11 protein-coding genes are annotated in these 14,044 nt (G+C 71.5%); 4 read left to right on the forward strand and 7 right to left on the reverse strand.

The window, feature by feature from the left end; all coding sequences use genetic code 11:
• Positions 1 to 163: 163 nt before the first annotated feature.
• Positions 164 to 628, reverse strand: a complete 465-nt coding sequence (gene nrdR, locus SALPAC3_RS0107180) for a transcriptional regulator NrdR (protein WP_018220575.1) — start codon at positions 626 to 628, stop codon at positions 164 to 166.
• 570 nt (positions 629 to 1,198) lie between these two features.
• On the opposite strand from nrdR, the gene lexA reads away from it, so the two are divergent.
• Positions 1,199 to 1,981, forward strand: a complete 783-nt coding sequence (lexA, locus tag SALPAC3_RS0107185) for a transcriptional repressor LexA (protein ID WP_018220576.1) — start codon at positions 1,199 to 1,201, stop codon at positions 1,979 to 1,981.
• A 26-nt stretch (positions 1,982 to 2,007) separates the two neighbouring features.
• Here the strand turns inward: lexA and SALPAC3_RS25475 are convergent, their stop codons facing one another.
• Together SALPAC3_RS25475 and hflX are read right to left on the reverse strand one after the other, a co-directional pair.
• Positions 2,008 to 3,540: an SMP-30/gluconolactonase/LRE family protein gene (locus tag SALPAC3_RS25475; RefSeq protein WP_033774969.1), complete on the reverse strand. Its 1,533-nt coding sequence runs from the start codon at positions 3,538 to 3,540 to the stop codon at positions 2,008 to 2,010.
• Between the two features lie 48 nt (positions 3,541 to 3,588).
• Positions 3,589 to 5,073 (reverse strand): GTPase HflX, encoded by a 1,485-nt coding sequence (gene hflX, locus SALPAC3_RS0107195; protein WP_018220578.1) that lies wholly within the window; start codon positions 5,071 to 5,073, stop codon positions 3,589 to 3,591.
• Positions 5,074 to 5,250: 177 nt separating this feature from the next.
• Here hflX and SALPAC3_RS0107200 point away from each other — a divergent pair, with 177 nt between their 5' ends.
• Complete coding sequence (locus tag SALPAC3_RS0107200) at positions 5,251 to 6,762, forward strand: NAD-dependent malic enzyme (protein ID WP_026185313.1); 1,512 nt, start codon at positions 5,251 to 5,253, stop codon at positions 6,760 to 6,762.
• A 127-nt stretch (positions 6,763 to 6,889) separates the two neighbouring features.
• Entirely contained in the window at positions 6,890 to 8,116 is a 1,227-nt protein-coding gene (locus tag SALPAC3_RS0107205; protein ID WP_018220580.1) for a phosphatase, read from the forward strand.
• A gap of 62 nt (positions 8,117 to 8,178) precedes the next feature.
• On the opposite strand, the gene dapF is transcribed toward SALPAC3_RS0107205, so the two are convergent.
• The 3 genes from dapF to SALPAC3_RS0107220 are packed head-to-tail and all read right to left on the reverse strand — an operon-like array spanning position 8,179 to position 10,926.
• Positions 8,179 to 9,021, reverse strand: coding sequence for a diaminopimelate epimerase (gene dapF / locus SALPAC3_RS0107210; RefSeq protein WP_018220581.1), 843 nt, complete (start codon positions 9,019 to 9,021; stop codon positions 8,179 to 8,181).
• A gap of 7 nt (positions 9,022 to 9,028) precedes the next feature.
• On the reverse strand, positions 9,029 to 10,093 hold the full coding sequence (gene miaA / locus SALPAC3_RS0107215; protein WP_026185314.1) for a tRNA (adenosine(37)-N6)-dimethylallyltransferase MiaA: 1,065 nt from the start codon (positions 10,091 to 10,093) through the stop codon (positions 9,029 to 9,031).
• The gene (locus tag SALPAC3_RS0107220) at positions 10,090 to 10,926 is read right to left on the reverse strand and encodes a class III extradiol dioxygenase subunit B-like domain-containing protein (protein ID WP_018220583.1); all 837 of its coding nucleotides are present in this window, start codon (positions 10,924 to 10,926) and stop codon (positions 10,090 to 10,092) included. The genes miaA and SALPAC3_RS0107220 overlap by 4 nt, the downstream gene beginning before the upstream one ends.
• A 270-nt stretch (positions 10,927 to 11,196) precedes the next feature.
• On the opposite strand from SALPAC3_RS0107220, the gene SALPAC3_RS0107225 reads away from it, so the two are divergent.
• Positions 11,197 to 12,405 carry a DUF349 domain-containing protein gene (locus tag SALPAC3_RS0107225; protein WP_018220584.1) on the forward strand — a complete coding sequence of 403 codons (1,209 nt, stop codon included), beginning with the start codon at positions 11,197 to 11,199 and terminating at the stop codon, positions 12,403 to 12,405.
• Between the two features lie 109 nt (positions 12,406 to 12,514).
• Here the strand turns inward: SALPAC3_RS0107225 and miaB are convergent, their stop codons facing one another.
• The gene (gene miaB, locus SALPAC3_RS0107230; RefSeq protein WP_018220585.1) at positions 12,515 to 14,014 is read right to left on the reverse strand and encodes a tRNA (N6-isopentenyl adenosine(37)-C2)-methylthiotransferase MiaB; all 1,500 of its coding nucleotides are present in this window, start codon (positions 14,012 to 14,014) and stop codon (positions 12,515 to 12,517) included.
• Positions 14,015 to 14,044: the final 30 nt, after the last annotated feature.

A 14,044-nucleotide genomic window follows, 5' to 3' on the forward strand; every position in this document is an offset into this window, starting at 1 on the left:
AGCCCAGCCGCGTCTCACCCGCGGCCCTACCGTCAAACCCAGCCGCGTCTCACCCGCGGCCCTACCGTCAAACCGGTCCGCGGTCCCACGCGCGGCCCGACCGTCAAACCCAGCCGCGTCTCACCCGCGGCACACTCTGGTGCGGCCAGCTGCCCCGACCGCCTCAGCCTCCCTCGCGGACCTGCGCCGCGGTCCGCAGCGTCTCGATCTCCCGCTCGAAGTCGGCGAGCGACTCGAACGACCGGTAGACACTGGCAAACCGGAGGTAGGCGACCTCGTCCAGGTCCTGCAGCGGCCCCAGGATGGCCAGCCCGACCTCGTGGCTGGGAAGCTCGGCGGCGCCCTTGGCCCGTACGGTCTCCTCGACCTTCTGCGCCAGCAGGGCAATGGAGTCGTCGTCAACCGGACGACCCTGGCACGCCTTGCGCACCCCGCCGATGATCTTCGTACGGCTGAAGGGTTCGGTGACCCCGCTGCGTTTGACGACCGCGAGGACGGCCTCCTCCACCGTGGTGAACCGCTTGCCGCACTCCGGGCAGGAGCGCCGGCGCCGGATCAGCTGGCCGTCGTCGGCCTCCCGCGAGTCAACGACCCGGGAGTCGGGGTGCCGGCAGTACGGACACCGCATGGAGCCCGACCTCCTTCGTCGGCCGTGGGGCCGAACGGGCCCGCACCCGGACACGCCGCACCACGGCGGAGCCGTCTTTTCGACGGTCTTCGCCGTGCTGGCGGATGAAGTGCGGTCCGTAGTCGAACCCAACCTATAGGCAACTAAGGCCCAATGACTACTACATCTAGGGGTTGACCGTATGCCGCCGGAGAACTGAGGTCAAGTTGGCGAGCCTGTCCGGCGCGTCACCAAGCGACCTGGATCACCCCCCACCCACGCGGACCACCCGACCGGGCCAGTGCCACCGAGAATTTCAACCCCCGTCGACCCCGAATCGCTACGGGCGCCGAGCACAACCGCCCCCTGCGGCCCACAATTAGCACACAAGTACGACCCGTCGTACTATTTACCAGAACAGGGGTACGACCCAGGCGAGAGCCACCCCGACACGCCGACCAAGGTCGTACAGATGTTTGAAGAAGGCTGATCTCGCCTATACGGTCAGGGACGACCGGCTCACGACGGCTTCCACCGTGAGTCAACACCACGAGCGACGGGGCATCCAAGCGCCGACCAGGGAGGACGGACGTGACCGAGGACCGGACCAACCGGCCGAAGGGCCCACAGCAGATCACCGAAGGGCCGGCGAGCACCCGTCGTCGACGTGCCGCGCGGGGCCGCACCGGTGCGCCCGCTGTGCGTCCGGTCACCCCGATCGTCAGCGCCTACCCCGAACCGGCGACCGTCGACCTCACCACCCGGCAACGGCGGATCCTGGAGTTCATTCGCACCTGGGTCGAGCGGCACGGCTACCCACCAAGCGTGCGCGAGATCGGTGAGGCGGTCGGGCTGGTATCCCCGTCCAGCGTCGCCTACCAGCTCAAAGAGCTGGAGAAGAAGGGCTTTCTGCGCCGCGACCCAAACCGCCCACGCGCAGTTGACGTCCGGCCGCCCAGCGACGCCCTCGACGACGAGGCGGCGATCGCGCAGCGGCCAGCCCCGGCCTATGTGCCGATGCTGGGCCGGATCGCCGCCGGCGGTCCAATCCTCGCCGAACAGGCCATCGAGGACATCTTCCCCCTCCCCCGCGAGTTGGTCGGCGAGGGGGACGTCTTCATGCTTCAGGTCAAGGGCGACTCGATGCTGGACGCGGCGATCTGCGACGGCGACTGGGTCGTTGTCCGACAGCAACCCACCGCCGAATCCGGCGACATCGTGGCTGCCATGCTGGACGGCGAGGCGACGGTGAAGACCTACCGGCGGCGGGACGGACACGTCTGGCTGATGCCGCAGAACCCGGCCTTCGACCCAATCCCGGGCGACGACGCCACCATCATGGGCCGGGTCGTCACCGTGCTCCGCCGCATCTGACCCGTGGTAGCCGCCGTACCGCCGGCTCAGTAGCGGCCGTGCCCGCCGCCGCCGTCACGGCGCGGTGGCCGGGCACGACCACCGCCGTGCACGCCACCATTGGCTCCCCCACCGTTCGCTCCACCACCGGCTCCCCCGCCGTACACCCCGCCGCCACGCCCCCCGCCGGCCGAACGACCGCCATCGGCGCCCTGACCGCCGCCCGCGGCGGGACGGGACCCACCGGCACCTCCGGCGGGCCGTCGGCCGTAGACACCAGCGGCGGGACGGCCCCCCTCCGCCGGACGGCCACTGCCATGCTCACGCTTGTCGGCCGGAGCCGCCGCCCGGCCCGGCTCCCGACGCGCCCCATGGCCCCCGGCGGGCGGCGCGCCGCCGTAGACAGCACCGCGGCGGTCGGTGGCGTCGCGTGGACCACGGTCAGCGGCCGGCCCACCGGCGCCCGTGGTCTCCGCTGGTCGCCGCCGGGCCCGTACGACGCCCGCCATGCCCGCCCCGACCAGCCCCACACCGATCAGGCCCACGGCGGCGACGAACAGATACACCTTCTCCTGCAGGGAGAGGCTGCCGAACCAGGAGGCCGTCGACTCCTCCGCTCCGTCGGCGTTCGTCTCCGGACCGGACTCCGGCTTCGCCGTCGGCGGGTACGACAAGACGTCGATCGGCTCGCCGTCGTCGAGCTGGCCGCCGTCGGAGACGGTCAGAAAGGTCTTGCCATCCGGGGTATAGGTGATCGCCTCACCGAACGGATCCGCGAGCGGAGTCACCCGCGGTTCCGTCGTCGTCAGCGCCGTCACGAGATCGCCGTCGACGACGTCGTACTCGAAGGCGTCCGCATAGGTGCGCAGCACCACCCGAGCGCCATCCGGGGAACGGGCGGCCCCGGTGATCGCCGTGCGCCCGAGCGCCCCGAACGCGTTCTCGGTCTCGGTCGTCGGCAACTCCACCTCGCCGAGCTTTTTCATCTTCCCCGGTTCGGTGTCACCGCTGGGTAGCTCCCCATCAACGGTGAAGATCTCGGCCTTGCCCGAGGCGACCTTGGTAATGATCATCGGGACGCCGTCATCGTCGATGACCAGGGCCTCGGCGTCCCGTGGCTCGTTGTCCGGGTAGGCGAGGCGGTGCAGCGTCAGCCTTTCGTCACCGCTCACCGGCATGCTCCACACCGCGACCCGCTCCCGGCGGTTGCTGCTGGTCACGTTGTCGCCGGTGTCGGCGACCCAGACGGTCTTTCCGTCCGGCGACAACGCCAGGTCCTCGGTGTCCAGGGGGCCGCTGACGGAGTAGCTGACCGGGTCCCCGGCGACCTCGCAGTCGGCGTCCAGGAAGAAGACCCGCTTGTGGCTCTCCACGTCCGTGCTGTCGTTGATCACGATGTAGCCGGTCTCGGTGGCCACCAGCCCGGACAGTTCCCGCAGCCGATCGTCGGTGACGGTGCAACGCTTCTGCCCCTCGGCCGCGGCCGGCGACGGCACCATGACCAGGATTACACCGACAGCAACCGCGGCTGCCCCCAGCAGGCTGAGAGCACCCGTGGTCAGGGTGAGGAAGCGACGCATCAGCACAGTGTCGCATGGCGGTGGTCCACCGCCGCCCACCCGCAACAGCTACGAACGCGCCCCGACACCCGCCGCCGCCGGCTCCATCGCCGGCTCGGAACCAGCCGCCTCCGGCGACTGGAAGGGCGCCAACTCGGCGGCCAGCGCCGCGTCGACCCGGGCCTGGAGCAGGGTGCCCTCGGGCAGGTGCACCGTGTTGAGCACCTCACCCCGCTGGTGCGCCCGGGCCACCAGGTCACCCCGCTCGTACGGCAGGACCGCGCGGACCTCCACGGCCGGACGGGGCAGCCGGGCCTCGACCGCACCACGCAGGTCGGCGATGCCGGACCCGGAGTGCGCGGAGACGAAGATCGCCTCCGGCCAGCGCCGCTTGAGCCGGAGCAGCGTCTCCTCGCCGGCAGCGTCGGTCTTGTTGACCACCAGCAGCTCCGGCAGCCGGTCGGCGCCCACCTCGGCGAGGACCGCCCGGACGGCACGAACCTGCTCCTCCGGGTCCGGATGGGTGCCGTCAACGACATGCACCACCAGGTCGGCCTCCGCCACCTCCTCAAGGGTGGAGCGAAACGCCTCGACGATCTGGTGCGGCAGATGCCGGACGAAGCCCACCGTGTCGGAGAAGGTGAAGTGACGCCCGTCGGCAGTGGTCGCCTTCCGGATCGTCGGGTCCAGCGTGGCGAAGAGTGCATTCTCCACCAGCACCCCGGCCCCGGTCAGCTGGTTCAGCAGGCTGGACTTGCCGGCGTTCGTGTACCCCGCGATGGCCACCGCGGGCACCGCGTTGCGATAGCGACGGGCACGCTTGGTCTGGCGTACCGTGCGCATGCCCTTGATCTCCCGGCGCAGCCGGGCGATGCGCTGCCGGATCCGCCGGCGGTCGGTCTCCAACTTGGTCTCACCCGGGCCACGCAAGCCCACGCCGCCGCCAGCGCCACCGCCGCGGCCTGATCCACCGCTCTGCCGGGAGAGGGTGTCACCCCAACCCCGCAGTCGGGGCAGCAGGTACTCCAGCTGGGCCAACTCGACCTGCGCCTTACCCTCCCGGCTCTTCGCGTGCTGGGCGAAGATATCCAGAATGAGGGCGGTGCGATCGACGACCTTCACCTTGGTGCGCTGCTCCAGGTTGCGCAGCTGGGACGGGCTGAGCTCACCGTCGCAGATCACCGTGTCGGCACCGCTGGCGAGCACGGCCGCCCCCAGGTCAACCACCTTGCCCCGGCCAACGTAGGTGGCCGGGTCGGGCCGTTGCCGGCGTTGGATCAGCCCCTCAAGCACCTGCGAACCGGCCGTCTCGGCCAGCGCCGCCAGCTCGGCGAGGGAATTCTCGGCGTCCTGCTGCGAACCCTCGGTCCACACCCCGACCAGGACGACCCGCTCCAGTCGGAGTTGGCGGTACTCGACCTCGGTGATGTCGGTCAGCTCGGTGGAGAGGCCGGGGACCCGCCGCAGCGCCTGCCGCTCCGACAGCTCGAACTCACCGGTGGTGGCGTCGAACTCGTCGCCCTCGTCGGGAAGGAAGGTCTCCTGCTCTCGCAAACCGCGCCCCCTGTCTGGTTACCGTCGGTTGGCTGTTTGCCCACCGTGCTGCCGGGAAAATTGCGACCGGCTCCCAGCAATCCTGACATGTGACAACGCCACCCGCATCGGCAATATGCCCGGCCTACCCGCTGGTAACGGGGTCGGATGCGGTGCCGACACCGGGGGCGAGTAGAAATGCGGGGCGAGTCGTTCAGCGTCATCGGAAGGAACTGTGTGGCCACCACCCGACTGCCGAGTGCCGGATTCTCGATCACCGTCCGGATCGCAGTAACCGCGGATGCCTCCTCCATTGGGCGGTTGACCACCACGGTCGGCGAGGCCGGAGCAATCGTCACCGCGCTCGACGTGGTCGACTCCGACCACACCCACGTCACCGTCGACCTGACCTGCGACACCGCCGACGCCAACCACGCCGACCAGGTGGTTGATGCGCTCACCGCGCTCGACGGGGTTGACGTGCGTAAGGTCTCCGACCGCACGTTCCTGCTGCACCTCGGCGGCAAGATCGAGGTCAGCCCGAAGGTCGCGCTGCGCACCCGGGACGAGTTGTCCCGGGCGTACACCCCGGGGGTGGCCCGGGTCTGCCAGGCCATCGCGGAGAACCCGGCGGACGCGCGGCGCCTGACCATCAAACGCAACACGGTGGCGGTGGTCAGCGACGGCTCCGCCGTGCTCGGCCTGGGCAACCTGGGGCCGGCGGCGTCGCTGCCGGTGATGGAGGGCAAGGCGGCCCTGTTCAAGCGGTTCGGCGGGGTGGACGCCTGGCCGGTGGTGCTCGACACCCAGGACACCGACGAGATCGTGTCGATCGTCAAGGCGATCGCACCCGCGTACGGCGGGATCAACCTGGAAGACATCGCCGCGCCGCGCTGCTTCGAGATCGAGGCACAGCTGCGTGCGGCGCTGGACATTCCGGTCTTCCACGACGACCAGCACGGCACGGCGATCTGTGTGCTGGCCGCGCTGACCAACGCGCTCCGCGTCGTCGGCAAGGAACTGGCGCAGGTACGGGTGGTGGTCTCGGGCGCGGGCGCCGCCGGCACCGCGATCATGAAGCTGCTGCTGCGCCAGGGCGTGGGCGACATCATCGCGTATGACCGGCAGGGTGCGCTGCACCGTGGGATGACCGGGCTTAACCCGGCCTGGCAGTGGCTGGCCGAGCACACGAACCGGGAAAACTACTCCGGCGACCTGGCCGGGGCGGTACGGGACGCGGACGTCTTCATCGGCGTGAGCGCCCCCAATCTGCTCACCGGAGACGACATCGCCGCCATGGCCAAGAACGCGATCGTGTTCGCGCTGGCGAACCCGGACCCGGAGGTTGACCCGCGGGAGGCGCGCAGGCACGCCGCCGTGGTCGCCACCGGCCGCTCCGACCAGCCCAACCAGATCAACAACGTGCTGGCCTTCCCCGGCGTGTTCCGGGGGATGCTGGACGCGCACGCGGAGGGCTTCACGGAGGAGATGGCGATCGCCGCGGCCCGGGCCATCGCCGACGTCGTCGGCGAGGAGAAAATCAATCCGACGGTCATCATCCCCAGCGTCTTCGACTCCCGGGTGGCCCCAGCCGTCGCCGCGGCCGTTCGCGCGGCCGCACAGAACCCGGCGGCCACCCCACCACCCGCCGCCGACCCCGGCCCGGTCGACCTGCCCGAGATCGCCGCCAACGCCAGCGCCACCCCCTAGGCCGCCGCCTTCCACCGCACCGGATTACCTCGACGAGCAGGTGATCCGGGTGGTTTGGGCCGCACCACAGCTGGTAATCGAAGCTCGCCCGTCCTCGGCAAAACCGCAGATGGTGGGATACCAAGCGATGACCAGCGCCCTGTGGCGACGCCTGCTGGCTGAGTTCACCGGCACCGCCCTGCTGGTCACCGCCGTGGTCAGCTCCGGAATCATGGCCACCACCCTCGCCCCCGACCAGGTCGGCCTTCAGCTGCTGGCAAACTCGATCACCACCGCCTTCGCCCTCGGCACGCTGATTTTGATCTTCGGACCGGTCTCCGGGGCCCACCTCAACCCGGTCGTCTCCGCCGCCGACTGGTTCCTCGGGCGGCGCGCCGGCACCGGTCTGACCGCCGGCGACCTGGGTGCCTACGGAGCGGCCCAGGTCCTCGGCGGGGTCGCCGGTGCGGTGCTGGCGCACCTGATGTTCGACCTCGCCGCGATCGACTTCGCCGGCAAGGAGCGGGCCGCCTGGCACCTCTGGGTCGGTGAGGTTGTCGCCACCTCCGGGTTGGTCCTACTGATCTTCTCCCTCGCCCGGTCCGGACGTGCGTCGGTCGCCCCGGCCGCCGTCGGCGCCTATATCGGGGCCGCGTCCTGGTTTACCTCGTCCACCTCCTTCGCCAATCCAGCGGTCACCATCGGCCGCGCGTTCTCCGACACCTTCGCCGGCATCGCCCCCACCTCGGTGCCCGGTTTCGTCCTGGCCCAGGTGGCTGGACTCGCCGTCGGCGTCGGCCTGCTCACCGCCCTCTACCCCGACGCTGGTGCCGCCGCCGACCAGGTCGTCGTCCCCGCGGAGCCGGCAGCGACGGGATACCAGGGGCCGCCGACCCGTCGAGCGGACCGCCGCCGTTCCCCGGCCAAGCCACCGCCCAACGCGCACCAGATCGATGCGGAGCACCTCGGGGTCGACAAACCCTCGGTGCTGTTCGTCTGCGTCCACGACGCCGGCGGCTCGCAGCTGGCCGCCGGTTGGCTACGCCAGCTCGCTGGCGACACCATCGAGGTCCGCTCCGCCGGCTCCGCCCCCGCCCGCCAGGTCGACCCCGCCGCCGCGGTGGCCATGTGGGAGGTCGGCATCGACATCACCGGTCAGGTGCCGGCGCTGCTGCAGCCCGCGACCGCCGCGTCCGCTGACGTCATCATCACCATCGGGCGCCGCAGTGACCTTCCCGACTTCCCAACCGGACGCCACGAGAACTGGGATCTTGACGATCCCACCGGCCTCGGGGTCGAGGCGATCCGCCCGATCCGCGACGAAATCCGGGACCGGGTGGCGCGATTGCTCGGGGAGCTGCGGCGCACGACGTGACACCGATGTCGTTCAACGCGAGAAGCGCCAGCGGCAAGACCCACCGTCGATTGGGTCGCGGGTCAGGCCAGCGCCGCGAGCGTCACCTCGCCGCTCGCCACCAGTACGGCGGGCCCCGCCAACCAGCAGCCCTGGGCGGTCTGGGTCACCACCAGACGACCACCGGGCACGTCCACGGCGACCACGCCGGTGTCCCGGCCCGCGTCCCGCAGGACGACCGCGGCCACCGCACACGCACCGGTGCCGCAGGAGCGCGTCTCCGCGCTACCCCGCTCGTAGACCCGCATCCGAACGTGGCCATCGAGGCCGTCCGTCGGGCTCCCGGGGCTGATGAACTCGACATTGACCCCGGCCGGGAAGATCACCGGGTCGAACTCCGGGGCCCGGGTCAGGTCGAGAGCCGCCAGCTCCAGCCCGGCCGGCACCGGGCAGACCAGGTGCGGGTTGCCGACATCAACCGCCGTGCCGGGCAGGGCCAGCCCGCCGAGCACCGCGAACGAGGAGTCGGCCAACCGGGGCCGCCGCATCTCGACCGCCAGTTCCTCCCCCTCCACCCGCGCCCGCACGATACCGGCGCGGGTGGCTACCGGCAGTGCCACGTCCGACGGCACCGCCAACCCGGTTTCCAGCAGGTAGCGGAGGAAGACCCGGGCGCCGTTGCCACACATCTCGGCCACGGAGCCGTCGGAGTTCCAGTAGTCCATGAACCACTCGGCCGCACCGGCGAGGGCCGCCCCGTCGGGGTGCCGTGCGGCGCGGACCACCCGCAGTACGCCGTCCCCTCCGATCCCCTGCCGCCGATCGCACAGGGCCGCGACCAGGTCCGGGGTCAGCTCCAGGGTGCCGTCGGGATCGGGCAGGATCACGAAGTCGTTGCCGGTGCCATGCCCCTTGGTGAACTCCACGACCCCATCATCGCGCAGTGGGCCGGACCACTCGCAGCGCCTCTGCCACCAGCCCGGCTCCGGTCGAGTCGAGCCAGGTGATCCGCGGGTCCCGGCGGAACCAGGACCGCTGGCGACGGACAAACCGGCGAGTGGCGCGGATCGTCTCCTGGTACGCCTCGGACTCGGTCAGCTCTCCGGCCAGGAACCGCAGGACCTGCTGGTAACCGAGGGCGCGGCTGGCCGTACGGCCCGCGGCCAGCCCCTGGTCAGCCAGCACCCGGGTCTCGGCCACCAGGCCGTCGGCCCACATCCGGTCCACCCGCAGTGCGATCCGCTCGTCGAGCTGAGTGGTGTCCAGGTCGACACCGACCTGCACCGACCGGTAGTACGGGCTGGGGTCGGGCAGCGCGGCGGCGAAGGGCGCACCGGTCAGCTCGACCACCTCCAACGCACGGACGATCCGCCGGCCGTTGCCGGGCAGGATGTTCGCCGCCGCGTCGGGGTCAACCGCGCGCAGTCGCTCGTGCAGGGCAGCCGGGCCGGCCTCCGCCAGCTCCGCCTCCAGCCGTTGCCGGAGCACCGGATCCGTGCCGGGGAACTCGAAGCGTTCCAGCACGGCGCGGAGGTAGAGGCCCGAACCGCCGACCAGCAGCGGCACTCGCCCCCGGGCCAAGATGTCGTCAATCGCCGCGCGGGCGAGCCGCTGGTACTCGGCGACGCTCGCCGGCTCGGTCACCGGCCAGATGTCCAGCAGGTGGTGCGGCACCCCCGCACGTTCGCCGATGGTCAGCTTGGCGGTGCCGATATCCATGCCCCGGTAGAGCTGCATCGAGTCGGCATTGACCACCTCACCGTCGAGCGCGTGGGCGAGGGCGATACTCAAGGCCGACTTCCCGGCTGCGGTCGGGCCGACCACGCCCACCACCGTGCCCGCGGCTGGCGGGACATCGCGAGCCGGGGCCGTGCCCGCTGCCAGGCCAGCCGCGTCAGCGGCTGCGTCCGCCGCCAGGCGAGCACCGTCAACCGCGTCGGCGGCGCGCACCGGGCCGCTCCCGTCGGCGTCCACCGGACCGCTCCCGTCGGCGCTCACCGGGCCGCTCCCGTCGGCGTCCACGAGGCGACGAGGTAGGTCACCCCGTAGGGTGCCGCGGCGTAGGCCAGCTCCCCACGCCACGAGCCCCCGGCTGCCCGAACCGCGCCGGCCAGCACCTGCCAGGGCGCGCGGCCGGTGGCCTTGAGCCCCGCCGACAGCTCCGCGTCCAACGCACCGAGGGCGGCCGTGTCCGCGCCGGCCAGTGCCCGCGCCACCGCCTGGTCATAGGGCTCGGCGCGCGGATCGTCGTAGCCGGGTGACCACTCCACCCGGCAGGCCGACCCGTCGCCCAGGACGAGCAGCCCGAGCCGGCCGGACGGATCACCACCCGACGCGTTCCCACTCACCGAACCGAGCCGGCCCGGGTTGAGCGGGTCCGCAGCGGACCGGCCTGGGTTGAGCAGGCCCGCGCCGAGGGCGGCGCAGCGGGCGGCGGGCTCGTCGGCCGCGACCGCCACCGCGGAACGGGGCAGCGCCGTGCCAGCGCGACCGAGTAGCCATGCCCCGACGGTCAGGCTCAGCGGCAGCCGCGCCGGCCCGACAGCGGCCGCATCAGTACGCTCCCGGGGGTCTGCTGGCGACAACGGCACCCGCCGGCGGATCCCGTACCGATGGAACGAGCCGTGCGCTGCGGCGCCGAAGGTCGCGGTCGCTGGCCCACACCCGAGCAGCACAATCCGGTCCGGCTCGGCGGCGAGGAGCCGGGCCACAGCCCTGTCACAGGCGGCCCGCAGCTCGTCCAACTCGGCGGATGCGGCACCCGCCACCTCGGGGACGAGCAGCGGCGGATGCGGACAGACGGCGGCGGCGACCAGGGGCACGAGGGTCACGGTAGCGGCTGGTCCGAACGCACCGCAGCGCGCCTTCCCGCGGCCGGGACCCCGGAGTTCCGGATACTGACGAGTACGCCCGAAGGGAGGTTTCCGACACTCGCCCCATCCCGGCCCTCCGAGGCGCTAGGACACCGTATGGTCACGGTCGGCGATAGGCGCTCGACGGAGGCGGGGGCACACCTGTGACAATGCCGTGGAGAACGTTGGCTGCGCCGTGGCGGCGCTCGCGGGACTGACCCGTGACGCCGGGAGAACGAGGATGGGCACATGAGCGACTGGACTGCCTTCGGACGGGTGGACGCGGACGGCACCGTCTACGTGAAAACCGCTGAGGGCGAGCGGGTGGTCGGTTCCTGGCAGGCGGGTGCACCGGAGGAGGGGCTGGCGCACTTCGCCCGCCGGTTCGCCGACCTGATCACCGAGGTGGGGCTGGCCGAGGCGAGACTCAACTCGGGCGCGGCAGATGCGAACCACTCGCTCAGCACGATCCGCCGGCTGCGCGCCTCGCTGGCCGAGGCGCACGTCGTCGGCGACATCGACGGCCTCGCGAACCGGCTGGATCGGCTCGCCACCCTCGCGGAGGAGAAGGCCACCGAGGCTCGGGCCGCCCGCGACGCCGCCCGGAGCGAGGCCCTCGCCCGCAAGACCACGCTGGTCGAGGAGGCCGAGAAGCTGGCCGCCGAGTCGACCGGCTGGAAGACAGCCGGCGACCGGCTCAAGGAGATCCTGGCGGAGTGGAAGTCAATCCGCGGGGTGGACCGGAAGACCGACGGTGAGCTGTGGAAGCGGTTCGCGGCGGCCCGGGATGGCTTCACCCGCCGCCGGGGCGCCCACTTCGCCTCGCTGGACGCGCAGCGAAAGCAGGCGCAGGCGATCAAGGAAGAGTTGGTCGTCGAGGCCGAGAAGCTCTCGGATTCGACCGAGTGGGCCCACACCGCCAGCCAGCTCAAGGAGCTGATGAGCCAGTGGCGTGTCGCGCCCCGGGCGTCGAAGGAGGCCGAGCAGCGGCTCTGGGAGAAGTTCCGGGCCGCGCAGGACGCGTTCTTCACCCGGCGCAGCGAGGTCTTCTCCGCCCGGGACAACGAGCAGCGCGCCAACCTGGATCGTAAGCAGGCCCTCTTGGCCGAGGCCGAGGCGCTGGATGTCGACGGCGACCCGAAGGGCGCGCAGGCGAAACTCCGGGAGATCCAGGCGCAGTGGCACGAGGCCGGACGGGTGCCCCGGGAGGCAGCGGGGGGTCTGGAGCGTCGACTGCGCACGGTCGACGACAAGGTTCGCGAGGTGATGGACTCCGCGTGGCGGCGCACCGCTCCGCAGGACAACCCCCTGCTCGCGCAGATGCGGGCGCAGGTCGCCGAGGCCGAGGAGCGGCTGGCCCGGGCGAAGGCCGCTGGAGATGCCCGGCGGGTCCGGGACGCCGAGCAGGCCCTCAGTTCCAAGCGTCAGTTCCTCAGCCTGGCCGAGCAGTCGAGCTGATCCGTTAGGCCACTCGGGGCCCCGGTTCCTCGTGAACCGGGGCCCCGAGCATGTTCAGCCCCGGGTGGCGGGAGGCGCAGGGGTCAACCCCGCAGCATCAGCCTCGGTGTCAGCAGGAGCAGGCCGACGAGGCCGCGGGCGGCATCGGCGGCGGGGCGCCGACCGTGGGCAGCCCGAGCGACACCCCGGCCGTACGGGGTCGGTGCCCTGCCTCGGCCGCGTCGCCGGCCCGGGTACGCCGGTGCGCGAGCGGCTCACCGTCGGCGTTGAGGTGGTGTGGGGCGGCGTAGGTGACCACGGTCTGCACGATGTCGCCGGGGCGGATCTGCCCGGTGCGGCTGCCGGCGTCGAAGTGCACCAGTCGGCCGTCGCGGGCCCGCCCCGACAGCCGGCCGGTGCGCTCGTCCTTGCGTCCCTCACCGACGGCCACCAGCACCTCGACGGTCTTCCCCAGCAGCCGCCGGTTCTCCGCCCAGGTGATCTCCTCGACGCAGTCGATCAGTCGCTCGTAGCGCTCCTGCACCACCGCCTTCGGCAGTTGGTCGGCCATCGTCGCGGCGGGGGTGCCGGGGCGCTTGGAGTACTGGAAGGTGAAGGCCGAGGAGAACCGGGCCGCGCGGACCACGTCGAGGGTGCGTGCGAAGTCGGCCTCGGTCTCGCCGGGGAAGCCGACGATGATGTCCGTGGTGATCGCCGCGTCCGGCATCGCCGCCCGCACCTTCTCGATGATGCCCAGGAACCGCTCCGACCGGTACGAACGTCGCATGGCCCGCAGCACGTCGTCGGAGCCGGACTGCAGCGGCATGTGTAGCGAGGGGCAGACGTTCGGTGTCTCGGCCATCGCGGCGATCACGTCGTCGGTGAAGTCCTTCGGATGGGGGCTGGTGAACCGCACCCGTTCCAGACCGTCGATGTCGCCGCAGGCGCGCAGCAACTTGCCGAACGCGTACCGGTCGCCGAACTCGATGCCGTAGGAGTTGACGTTCTGCCCGAGCAGGGTCACCTCCAACACACCCTCGTCGACCAGGGCGCGCACCTCGGAGAGGATGTCGCCGGGGCGGCGGTCCCGCTCCTTGCCGCGCAGCGCCGGCACGATGCAGAACGTGCAGGTGTTGTTACAGCCAACCGAGATCGATACCCAACCGGCGTAGGTTGACTCCCGCCGGGTCGGCAGGGTGCTCGGAAAGACCTCGAGGGACTCGAGGATCTCCACCTCGGCGGCGGCGTTGTGCCGGGCCCGCTCCAGCAGCACCGGCAACGACCCGATGTTGTGCGTGCCGAAGACCACGTCCACCCAGGGCGCCCGACGGACGATCTCGCTGCGGTCCTTCTGCGCCAGGCAGCCACCCACCGCGATCTGCATCTCCGGGTGCTGGTTCTTGCGGGGACGCAGCTGACCGAGGTTGCCGTAGAGCCGGTTGTCGGCGTTCTCCCGCACGGCGCAGGTGTTGAAGACGACCACGTCCGGGGTGTCGTCGGCGGCCCCGGCCCGCAGGTAGCCGGCCTGCTCAAGGAGGCCGGAGATGCGCTCGGAGTCGTGCACGTTCATCTGGCAGCCGTAGGTGCGCACCTGGTAGGTGCGGGGGCTGCTCGCCGCTGCGGTAGTCATGACCTCGACAGCCTATCCGGGCCGCCCGGA

Source organism: Salinispora pacifica DSM 45544, from assembly GCF_000378845.1.
GTDB lineage: Bacteria > Actinomycetota > Actinomycetes > Mycobacteriales > Micromonosporaceae > Micromonospora > Micromonospora pacifica.